Origin of the sequence: Enterobacter sp. Cy-643 (genome assembly GCF_011752815.1) — a bacterium.
Taxonomy (GTDB): domain Bacteria; phylum Pseudomonadota; class Gammaproteobacteria; order Enterobacterales; family Enterobacteriaceae; genus Cedecea.
The window spans coordinates 1,401,834-1,413,834 of the sequence record NZ_VWWV01000001.1; the positions used below are offsets into that span (position 1 = coordinate 1,401,834).

Genomic DNA, 12,001 nt, shown 5'->3' on the forward strand with positions numbered 1-12,001 from the left:
CAAACACTGGGTGTATGGAGATAGTATTCACCTGACGCCGGCTATAATTTAAGCAACTCGGCCATTATAGTCGCGAAAACTCAGTATCGGGCGGATATACGAAATGAGGCATATAAATCAACGTATAAAAAACTCAATCTCTTGTACATTAAATTCCCTAAAGTTATCTTCAGCTGTAAGCACAATGGCTTTGCACAAGTAATAGCTCTTACGCTCTGCTCCACTTGAGCGATGCCATTCCTCAATTCTTTCCTTGCTGACTACGGTATAAGATCCACAAAAAGAACGAATTCCTTTGGGATGAATAGGTTGCCAATCATTATACCAGAACGATGAAAAACCAACTTGAGATCCATCGATAGAGTAACTAAACAAACCATCGGAAGATGAACCGACAATCTTTTTATTATCAATGGGACATTTGGGAATATAGAACCCTCGTGATTCGAGATCGGAGTGCCAGTGCCCATATCTCATAACTGGATACGAAGTGCCAGCCAGTGTAGGAACTCTGGGCATCTGACTCTCACCAAACTCATAAGACAGCTCCTTATCCAGAAGATTACCAATAGACAAACAACCGGAACGCTCTATTATCTGCATGTCAGGCGTTAACTCAATTTCAGTGTTCACTTTTGCAACAGTCAAATCAATCCAGTTATTGTCATCAATCTTGATGGGTAATGAAAAAGCTAAAAGGTCATTACTGTCATCTGTTTGTGAAAAGTTGGATAATCCTTCTTTAACATAGCTGATTAAATTATCTTCATTAGGAGAGTCGTTACCACTCCAAACAGGTAACCATTTAGGTTTTTGAGGGCGAAGCTCTATATACGCAGGTTCGATAGGTAGTGCTGGTATCGATAAATGTCCCGCGTAAGAATCCGGCATGCCGAAAAATTCTTTGGCCAGCTCTATTGTTCTTAAATATGCGGAACGACCACGATGGCTCGCTTGTGTATAAAATTGGCCGGTAGATCTATATCGATCACCGCTAAAGAAGTAATCAACATTTGTTGCTGTAGAAGGCTGGTATTCGAATGTACTATTCCATTCAGACTGAAAATAATCGGTAAAAGGTATACCCGTTCGTCTCTCTTCTTTTTCCAACAATGTATTATAAAGTAAAGGCACATCCCTCCCCTGATAGTATTCGAATCGATTATTATCATGTGCCATGCAGACAAAGGGTGTAAATAAATATGCGTATTCGCCAAAGTATTTTGGTTGAGGTGCTAGCTCTGTGAGTATTATATCTGACAGTGTGGACCTTGCTCTTATGTAGTGCCCCAGATCATTTGGGCAGACATAACCCTTAGATTTCGCAATAAAAAATACACATAACACTTCTACGCACTCAGACTCTTGCTTCCTACTTGCTAAGTCTTCCTTTAGTAATTCTTCAACTCTTGGGTGTTGAGCTATTAAAAGTCGTGAAAGCTGTTCTACTACCCACAATTTTACAGAGGGTATAGGTAGCTTTAGCCTCGAAACTAACGTCTTGAGAATTGCATCCTCGAGAGAATCATCATGACGCCAATCCCATACCGGTTTTGCAAGTTGAAGATTGCGGACGCTTTCTTCCAAGCTTGTAACCATCTCTAACGTTAGCTTAAGCGCCTCATCTTTCCTGTCACCATGAGAAAGCAAAAAAACTAGCTTGTCATTCGGAATAATTAAGTTGCCAAACTTATCTTTCCAATTATCCGGTTGTGATGTTGTTAATTTAATAAATTCGTCAATTTTTTGAGGGTATTGCTCTGCCACTATCTTAAGCCGATTGAGGCTATTTTCTGAACGCTCATACCAATCAGACCATCCTCTCATTGCCTTGTGAGCTGCAACCAAAAGATCAAAGGCTTTCGTTTTACCGTGTAATTTTTTAACACTGAAAAAAAGAAGATCTAACAAGTATCGTTTATCATCAAAACAATCAATAAGCTTCGACACCTGTGGAATTAGCAGTTGCAATAACTCAGGCTCCTTACCTTGGGTACACCAATATGTGTACCAGTTTTTCCAAAATTCACTAATGCTATATTTTTCTTTGAGCAATACAGTCAGTTCTTCGAACTTTTCAGGCGGATAATCCGATGGCTGTAACAAAACTTTTCCATCAGATTTATCAGTTGATGAATGTTTTTCTTCAGATATATTTTGAACATTAATACCCAGAAGGCTCTCTATTTCATCGGCAATACAAATGGCATGGGGTTCTCCTTTCTCAATATTTTCTCTGAGCACTCGGTAGCAGCTAGAGTGCAAACCTGTAAGATATAAATGTTTTGTAATCGGCGAAGCAAAGTCACACCTTTCAAGCAACCTAGAAATTGTCTCTTCAGCATAATACCATTCGCCATCGCTAAGCTCTTGCTCATAAACTGAAGCAGCTGTTTGCGGGTTTAATTTTGCTAATAATGAAGATATGGAATGCTTAGAGTGCCTAGTTTCATCCCCATCAGTAAAGTTGGATATATTGAAAACTATCGGTGATATTCGTTCTAATATTTCCAAGGCAGAACTTGGGTCAGATTCAGAAAGGTATTCCACAGCTTTCAATACATCAAAGATGGTGGGGTCTTTGTGATGCCCATAACCAAGCACAAAGTCCCATGTCTTTCTCAAATATTTTTCAAAAAGAGCTAATTTATCATGTTGAAATGCTATTTGCGCTAGCTCAAGATAAGCATTAGAATTCTCAATTGTTTGCTCTAACTCATTTAATTGTCGATTATCTTCAAGCTTGATAAGTAGCTCTGCGGCATCATCGTCTAATAGCTTAAGCCCTGCGTCCTTATACCATAGCCTTAGCCAGTCAATTCTAAATAAACCATCATCAACTGTTTGCCTTAGTTCATCACGCGAAATTTCAGATTTGGTTGTTATCAGGTGACAATCAGCTGCAATTTCAATCCAATCGCGCGTTAAAACTATGTCGGCTCTCCGTGTTTCCCATTGGATCTCATCTAATATTGGAACAAGCGGAAACATCGCACAAACCACGTCAAAGTTTAGTTTATTTCCTGCGATAAGTTCATTTGCGACTAAATCTGCCAACTCATTGAGTAAATCATAATGAGCTGATACATCCGCTCTGTCTGAGGTTGCACTTACTGGTAACCAAGAATAGTCACCTTCTGCATTTAACCTGATACAAAGTGAAGAAAAAAACCAGCAATGGTAGCTGCCTGTAGCTTCAACTTTGAAGACTTTCGCCGACTGACCATAAAAATAATGAGTCTCAATATTGGTGAAGATTTTCTTAGAAAAGATATCTATGAACTTAGATAGCTGCTGCGAGGAAAAAGAGCCATATTCTGGCCTACAGGTAATATCAGCACCCTCTATTATGCTTAATCTAATTGCATCAAGTTCGATTTGACCAATATGATTTGAATCAGGGGGCAAGCACTGCCAAGCCCTGAAGAGCAGACCAAGTTCTTTTTTTGTGCGACATGCATGTCTAAAGCTAGCCACATATCCATCAGGCCAATTAGAGAATTTTCCTTCTTCAAAAATCGCATCATAGTTAAGACTGTCAGTTAATACTCCTGCTTTTATCAATGCAGTTGCTTCAGCTTCATTATCTTGAGAGTGTCGTGAAGACAAGAGTTTGGTTTTAGCCCGATATCGATCAATTGCCTTCTGCGATAATAGCTCTGCTTGAGCAACCGCCCCTCTATACCATAATGCAATTGCCAATATAGATAACTTGGTTGGTGAATACTCGTTTTGTCCTGAGATTATTTCGTTCAGAGACTGCTCATCAGCGATCAGTAGCGAGAGCATCTCCAAGTTAATGGAGTCCCATGTCTGAAATTCAGGGCCATTGATAAGCCTAGTTTTTAGAGCTCTATGTCGATATGCCTCCGCATAATCAAGCGCCTGGAAAGCATAAGTTTCAGCCTCAGATAACAGTCGAATACATGATCTAACAGGCATGCCAATTATAAGCCTATCAAGCACCCAATCTCGAGTAACCCCCTGTCGCAACTTGGAAGAGTCGCCACCTCGAGCCAAACTAGACCAAAGCCAATTATCCTTGAGATGTGTTGGGGCGCTAAAACTAAGCCATTCACATACAGGTGGTAACAAAGCATTTATTCGCTCTTGGTGCTCTTCCTGATTTCGAACAAATACTACTAGGCTTTCGTGGAAAGGTCTTACGCCACAAATTCCCTCCGAGAGCATATGTGCAACCGCATCTACACTCGGTGCATATTCATGATTGTCTTTTACAACGACACCGATCGCCTGTCTCGGCCACGCAAACTGAAAGCCACTGCATAGGTGAAGAACATCTTTTTGTCTATAATTGAGGTTACGCCAAAGTTCAGAATAGTAAGTAGTAATATTGCCATCGGAGCACGGAGGAAGCTTTTCAATTTGCCAAGAAGAAAGTGCTAATCCATGATGAGACAGATACTCAGATGAGTAAATTACATGCAAAGGGTAGCCATTTGTAATTTCTAATAAAGCGCCAGCACTGTTCTGAATCTCTTCATCAACTTGATTTTCATGACAATTTAAGTACAACCGACCAGATTCGATATTAAGTTTTAAAAATTCGTATATTGAATTTCCAGACATTTCAGGCAACCAATGCCATTCATTCTTAGGAGAGTGAGTAAGCAGTGTGCAAGGAAGCAATTCATTATCAACTGGTTGCGTTCCGACAAGCACCACTAAGTTGTCTGTTGCAGGAAGTAATTGCCTAAAAGTTTCATCCAATGGTTTTTTATTTTTAGCATTATCTCGCCAAACATGATCCAGCCCATCAATCAACACAACAAATGGTTTCCCCTTACCTTTGTAGTAATTTGCGCAGGTTATGAGTGCATCACGTAAATTTTCCGGTTGAGATGTGTTGGCATTTGACTCTTTATGAAAGCTATTGATTTGATGCAACAGGGACTCCGCAACAACTCTTGGGCTTAATCTGTCTTCAGTTGCGTCTCCAAGAGATAAAAAATAGTGGTGACGTATTAACGGGACTCCATGCTCTTCCAGCTTTTGACACAAGTACGAAAGATATGTACTTTTTCCTACACCAGGTTTACCTGTTAGAGTAATGACTTCCCCATTTGAGCGGTTAATTTGAGCAAGTAGATGTTTGTGAAAGTCTGAATCGGGGAGGCAGTAGTCTTCGGGCACAGAAAAAATTTCAGGTATAGGCTCTGGTCTTTTGGGTGATAAGACCTCTCTAACATGATGAAGATAAATCCAACCTTGCTCTGGTGGATTGTCCTTAAACATTGCCCATTCACGTGCTCTTGCTACAAGCCGTTCGACGCCTGTATCGTCGGAAAATTTCAGAAGCTCAGCCCGAAGACTACGTTTTATCGCAAGATAGTCACCATCACTATGCTGGACAGTCAATTTCGAAAAAAGAAAAATGGCAGCTTCTTTATTTCCTAGTTGGCGAGTAATCTCAAGCTGTGAGTTATCATCAATTTGACTAAAGTCTATTTTCGAACCGAGCAGGCAGGATTCCATAGCTCTGTCCGGCCGTTTGTTGGTCAAAAGAATAACATCCCCGAGTTTTTCAGCAGACACAGCACTAATAGCATCATAGAGCTTTTTAAGAATGGAACGAGACCTTGCTGTTTTACCTGAGATCTTCAACAACCATTCCCACGTGAGGCGGTTTTCATCCTTCTCCGGGGAGGGGGTGAATTTTACTTGCCAATAATCTCTAACACCATCTGGTCGTTCACAGACAATATCGTCTATACCTTCAGGCGTTTCATTACTATCCGTGTCGGCTTCAAATGCCACCCTATCATACTGAGTCGGACTATGAAGCCATTCAGCAAGTAGCTTTACTCCCTGCAGAGTCTGATAATCATAACCTGTATAGATAATCGCAGAATTTTTAACTTTCATAAGACTCGAAAACACTCCTTGAATTGAATCGTCACGGATAATCTAGACACTCCTGAGTCGTTGTCTCGCTGTACCTTGCCCGCACTTTGGCGGAAATTAATAGGTTTCTTACTGCTAATTAACTGCTCGGAATAGTAGATCACTCAGGGGGAACTCAGCCCGGTTTATGCGATCTGATCAATCGCTGAATATCCCAAATCACCAGCCGGACTGAGCAATGCCGATCATAGCACCAATACCCAGAACCGAACGACGTCTGATGCAGAAAACTATCCATAAAACAAAGGACAAAAACCACGCCCGGCGACTCACCGCCATGCTGATGCTGCATCGTGGTGACACCGTCTGTCATGTTGCCAGAACGCTCTGCTGCGCCCGCTCATCCATTGGTCGCTAGATTAACTGGTTCACGCAGTCTGGCGCAGAAGGTCTGAAATCATTACCGTCAGGACGTGGGAGACGCTGGCCGTTCGAACATATTTGCGCATTGCTGCGTGAGCTTGTTAAGCATTCTCCCGGTGATTTCGGTTATCAGCGTTCCCGCTGGAGTACCGAACTGCTGGCGATAAAAATCCGTGATGTCACCGGTTGTCCGCTACATGCTTCAACCATCCGTCGATGGTTGCCTACTGCCGGACTGGTATGGCGGAGAGCCGCGCCGACACTGCGTATCCGTGACCCACACAAAGAAGAAAAAATGGTCGCTATTCTTGAAGCACTGGCGAAATGCTGTGCGAAAAACCCCGTGTTTTACGAAGATGAAGTGGATATTCACCTCAATCCCAAAATTGGTGCAGACTGGCAGCTACGTGGGCAGCAAAAGCGCGTTGTCACGCCGGGTCAGAATGAAAAGTACTATCTTGCCGGTGCGCTGCACAGCGGTACGGGAAAAGTCAGCTACGTTGGTGGGAACAGTAAAGGTTCGTCCTTATTTATCAGTCTGTTAAAACACCTGAAAGCGACATACCGGCCGGCAAAAACGATTAGGTCAATCATGTCGAACGGTTATGGCAGGCGCTTCATGAGACAGTAACCCGAAATCACCAATGCCGTTCAATGTGGCAACTGTTGAAAAAGGTTCGTCACTTTATGGATACTGTCAGCCCATTCCCCGGTGGGAAACATGGGCTGGCTAAAGTGTAGCGGTATTAGGATCAGTTATTTAGCTGTCAACAATTTCGATTGGCTCCACTGTCGGACAATCATTATGTCAGTAGAAAGAGAACAATGATAAAAAAACAATATTGCCACTATTGACGCGAAAGAGCTTTTTAAAAAGATTCATCATACTTTCGGTCGGGCGCTGATATTTTCCTCCATATCCAATTAAAAGTTCTTTTCTCAAGCAATGCATGAATAAATATGGACTCCCAATTGTTTTGACTTTGATGCCGCTTATCAAATGACCGTAGGTGGGAAAATAGAATATTCCTCAGTTCTTGCGGACTATTGATTCGATCTGCAAGAGTATATACTACCGAACTTGGTGCGCGCTTCATTTCATAAAACCGCTCTCTGATAGTAGTAATCAATAAATCAGAGTCAACAATCTTTTCATAATGAAAAGCTAAGCCTTTAGCATTCGATATTTTCTTTGGAGGATTGAATTCAAGATGTATTTCAATTGCACCATCATGATTTCTTATTTTAGCCGTGATAATCCGTTTGGAAAGTTTTTTTTCATATCTAGGATGTAATAATATTTCGTCAATATTACCCCCTACAGTAAATTTTCCTTTTTTTTGATTGCATTTGCAAATCGGAATTAAATTAGCACTTAATATAGAATATTCCGGAAAAAATTCTTGGGGAAGAAAATGATCTATTTGGGTACTTAAATTAGCCCCACACATTGAACAACATTTTCCTGTATTTTTATTTCGCAATTCTTTTATGAAAGATAATTGTTCTCCTTTGCTCTTGTATAACTTTTTTATGCTTTCTCTTGCGTCATTTAGTCCAAGCATACCATTAATACTTAGCGCAGCGCCTTTGCATGAATAATATTCTTTATATCTCTCGATGAAAATGTTCAGATTATTTTCAATCAGCTTTGAACCGGAATAATTTGCATTCGCAATTTTTGTGATTTTATCTATATCATTTTCAAGAGGTTGATTGAAATACTTCATTTCATCATGCCTCTTATAAGTGAAAGCATTTCAATTGAAAAAGAATCTCTATATAAGCCCTCAATTTCTTCAAAAGATCTGTGTTCTCTAATTACCTTTTTGGCTATTTCATTAACAAGCTTAGAGCGACTATTTTCTCCAAATATAAATGATGATAATGAACCTAAGTTTGCACCTAATGTAGTCATTCCTGTTGTTTTTTGGACAACATTGTTTTTTTCATCCCTCTCTAGAATAATCACTTGGTCTTGAGGGACCTCTCGTACAATATAAACAGAGTGTGTTGATATTATTGAATATGAACCTGTGGCTGTCAATATTTTATGTAAAGCAGATATTATTAGCGATATGAAGTTAGGATGTAAATGAGTTTCAGGCTCATCTATCAGTAAGAGACTCCCATTCTCGATGTGCATCGTCATATTGGTGATTATTTTTAGAAAGCTAATCTCACCACTACTTAATTTAAACTCATTACCTTGAATAAGTCGAATTGGTTCAAGATCTTCTTGAACAGTACCCCAACCCAGGAGGCTATTATTTTCTTTTTGATCGTTTAAGAATTTAAGAGAATAATACTCCTTGGGTGAACTTCCTTTTAGATAAATTTCACCGTGATTAGTTAGCCCATTCAAAGATTCAGAGAAAATTTCCCATCGTGACCTGCCAGCAATAGTTTCTTCGCTTCGGACAATGTCTAAAATGGTTTCAGTTGTGGTTTTTTTACTTCGCGTTTGATATGATCTTGTTGTTGGAAATGTTCTATAGTACGTTGCCGGATTTTTCCAATGTTCGGATGGGAATGAGCGCAACTCATGTCTAGGTGCGAATAATAAAATCCGGTTTACTTCTATTCTATCTCCATAAGATTTAGAGCCACTCAGAGCCATTTTTGCAATATTACTTAACGTCCTACTTTTCCCGTTACCATTACTGCCAATAATAGTTATTATGTTTCGAGGGTGTTTTTTTTTATAAGAAAAATTAAAGCCAAGATTTATCCTGTTTAACTCTCCGTCATCAATATCAACCGAGAATTCTAATTCATTATTTTTTATTTCTTGTGATTCTATTTCACCACTTATAAAATTTGAGTTTTTGAAGGCGTAATAACTCTCCGAGGTCCTTATTAAGGACGTTTGAAATATTTTGCTTTTAATAAATAGCCTAAATTTATTTAGATACTTTTTCTTATTCCGTATAGTGCTCAGGTCATTAATTTTAGTCAGAATAATGTCTGACTTTTCTTTTCCAACACATCGATGCAAATATCTGTAAGTCTCTAGGGACTGGCATTGCGAAAAATAAAGCACGTCATCATTTGGATATATTAGAGTGTCATTATTATTTGTTTTGTTAAAATACTCTACTAGAGTAAGTTCTTGATTGCTTCCTTTTACGTCGAGAATTGCTAGTTTTGTACGGAACTCAACCTTATCATCTTCAAATTGTGCACGTATTAAAACCGAGGTGATTTTCCCAAAGTCATTAAAATTATCGTCACTTGGCGATATTAATATGTAATTGGTTTTCTTTGGGTTAACTGAAGTATAATCAAAGTAATTAATTGATTTACAGAATATTAACTCTACTGCATCCATTATTTATACCTTTATGTTTTATTGGCCAGGCAGAAGATTGAAAATCTCATTTAACAAGGTAATTGTTAGCCTCTTATATTAACCCCTATTTTGAGATGAAAAGTTTCATCACAATGTCTAAGTTCTTTATAGATAAATTGAATTGGCGCTCGCTTCACACAACTCGGTCTACTTAGATCTCATTCAAATAGATAGAACTATCTTGCTGGACTAAAACGCCTCAGACAAGGCGAACCAACCTTGACAACGCTACCGCCCTCAGATGAATTAGTTCTGATTAGCTTTTGTGGTGCATCTAAATGTTACAGAAAATCATAAATTACTCAAGTAAACAATCAGATGCCCCCTAAATACTCATGTGCTTGGTTACGCGATTAAGGTGGAAAATGGTGAAGCCGAGTAAGCTGCTAGGAAATGCTCATAAGACGCGCATTCCCTGTTAGTTCATAAATGCTTTTGGAGATTAATTCATTTTTTTCTAAAAAAACACAATTAAAACAATTTGATATGAGTCATCACCTCATGAACTGGATTTTTACTAAACATAAGTTAAATTAAATTTGTAAGTGTGCGACTTCACACACCACAGCCACAGACCTATGCATTATCCTCAGAATACTTGTATACCCTCCCCGATTTGCATCACAGCTTTGTCAGCCACACATGGTCCAGGTGCTGATGCTCAAGGCAGCTCTGCAGCCATAAACACTCCGACGGCGACAGTCTCGGTGCAGCCCTGAAGAAATCCACTTTATCTTTCGCACGACTGTACTTTGCTTTAAACAGCAGTACCGCGGAAGGATTCAGGTAAGGTATGCCGGTAGTCGTCACGCCAACCATTTCGTCCCTGTGACGTTTGATTTGACGATCGCGTTTGTAGACCCAGTTTTCTGGCGTGCCCGGTTCCAGCATCATATCTGCGCGCCAGTATCCTGCGGACCGATCAAAACACCAGATTTGAGAGATATACACTCCAGGTGCCAGGCCCTCAGCCAGCCTGGTGAGTACACCGTCATTCACGGAGAAAAATTCCATACCTGCGAGTGCCTGCCGGAAAACAGAGAAATCCTCGCGTAAAATTGTAAACTCGATATCTTCATGCTCACGAGTCTTTGCGCCGTGCCAGAGATCCAGCGCCCACCCGCCGACTACGCACCAGGGCTTTGAAACATAGCCGAGCCTACACGCTAGCTCGTCAGGGTTCCAGGACTCCCAGCAGTTCTGGTTCGGAATAGACTTTTTATCATTCATTTAAAGGCCACCTTGTGCAGGTTCTGCCTGAGTATGATTGCCCGAGTCGGCCTATGCATATATTGCTGCCGGCGGGGCTCAGGCCCACGGTTAAAATAAGAAGTTTCATTGAGTCCCTTAGGCATGAATTTGGCTAACAATACGCCTGGCTTCATAATCTCGCTCGCCGGGTAAATAGCATCCCCAATCGGATTCAGCTATTTATCCGCAGGGAATTGAAAATAGTTATCGGCGCAGAATAATATTTCATTTAAAAAATAAATTACACTTTTCCTTTTATCCGCCGACACTCACTGAGAATACACCTCTTCGTTTTATTATAAATCACAAATTATTATTCCAATATCAGGGGGCAGCGATTTTACTGTAGTCAAAGGATATAATTTATGTAGGGGGATCCTGACTAAATTAAACATTGCCAACAAGCACTTATCACTCTATTATTTTGAAAATAATTAAATGATTGGATCGCATTATCAGCCGTAAATAAACTCACAGGATTATATTATGAAGGATGTTCTTATTGTTGATGACCATCCGGTTGTTCGCATGGCGGTCAGGCTGCTGCTTGAAAAAGACAATATGGTAGTTTGCGCAGAGACGGACGACGGTCTGGAGGCGCTGGCGCTCACCAGAAAATACTCGCCTGAGCTGATTATTCTGGATATCGATATGCCCTCCCTGAATGGGATAGATCTCGTTTTACGCCTTCGCAATAACGGCTTCACGGGCGGGATTCTGGTATTAAGCGGCAAAGATCTCGAACATTATGTGAAGCGCTGTGTCAATGCCGGTGCCGACGGTTTTATCAGTAAACGCAATAACCTGACGGAGCTGCAGGACGCGGTGCGCGCCATTAAAGGTGGGTATGGCTTTTTCCCGCTCAATCGTGGACGTCAGAGCTCGGCCGGCGGGGAACTTAGCGATCAGCAAAAAATGTCCAGCCTCTCTACCCGGGAGCTGCAGGTATTAACTTTACTGGCCCGCGGTATGAAGGTGGTTGATATTTCGAAGGTGATGAATATCAGCGATAAAACAGTCAGCACCTATAAGAGCCGGGTATTAGAAAAGCTGGAATTAGAAAACATGATTGAACTCTACGAATTTACCCAGCGGAATAATATCGACTAA

At 40.6% G+C, this 12,001-nt stretch carries 5 protein-coding genes and 1 pseudogene; 2 read left to right on the top strand and 4 right to left on the bottom strand.

All coding sequences use genetic code 11. The features are described from left to right. Nucleotides 1-117 precede the first annotated feature (117 nt). Nucleotides 118-5,886 (bottom strand): AAA family ATPase, encoded by a 5,769-nt coding sequence (locus tag F3J29_RS06480; protein ID WP_166864003.1) that lies wholly within the window; start codon nt 5,884-5,886, stop codon nt 118-120. Nucleotides 5,887-6,103: 217 nt separating this feature from the next. On the opposite strand from F3J29_RS06480, the pseudogene F3J29_RS06485 reads away from it, so the two are divergent. Beyond that, nucleotides 6,104-7,029 (top strand): annotated as a pseudogene (locus F3J29_RS06485) (IS630 family transposase). A gap of 128 nt (nt 7,030-7,157) precedes the next feature. On the opposite strand, the gene F3J29_RS06490 reads toward F3J29_RS06485, so the two are convergent. The 3 genes from F3J29_RS06490 to F3J29_RS06500 form a co-directional block, all read right to left on the bottom strand. Continuing rightward, nucleotides 7,158-8,018 carry a hypothetical protein gene (locus tag F3J29_RS06490; RefSeq protein WP_166864006.1) on the bottom strand — a complete coding sequence of 287 codons (861 nt, stop codon included), beginning with the start codon at nt 8,016-8,018 and terminating at the stop codon, nt 7,158-7,160. Then, nucleotides 8,015-9,619 (bottom strand): AAA family ATPase, encoded by a 1,605-nt coding sequence (locus F3J29_RS06495; protein ID WP_112959230.1) that lies wholly within the window; start codon nt 9,617-9,619, stop codon nt 8,015-8,017. Before F3J29_RS06495 ends, F3J29_RS06490 begins: the two co-directional genes overlap by 4 nt. A gap of 642 nt (nt 9,620-10,261) precedes the next feature. Then, nucleotides 10,262-10,870, bottom strand: a complete 609-nt coding sequence (locus F3J29_RS06500) for a nucleotidyltransferase domain-containing protein (RefSeq protein WP_166864009.1) — start codon at nt 10,868-10,870, stop codon at nt 10,262-10,264. 507 nt (nt 10,871-11,377) lie between these two features. Between F3J29_RS06500 and F3J29_RS06510 the strand changes: the two genes are divergently transcribed. After that, on the top strand, nt 11,378-12,001 hold the full coding sequence (locus F3J29_RS06510) for a response regulator (RefSeq protein ID WP_166864011.1): 624 nt from the start codon (nt 11,378-11,380) through the stop codon (nt 11,999-12,001).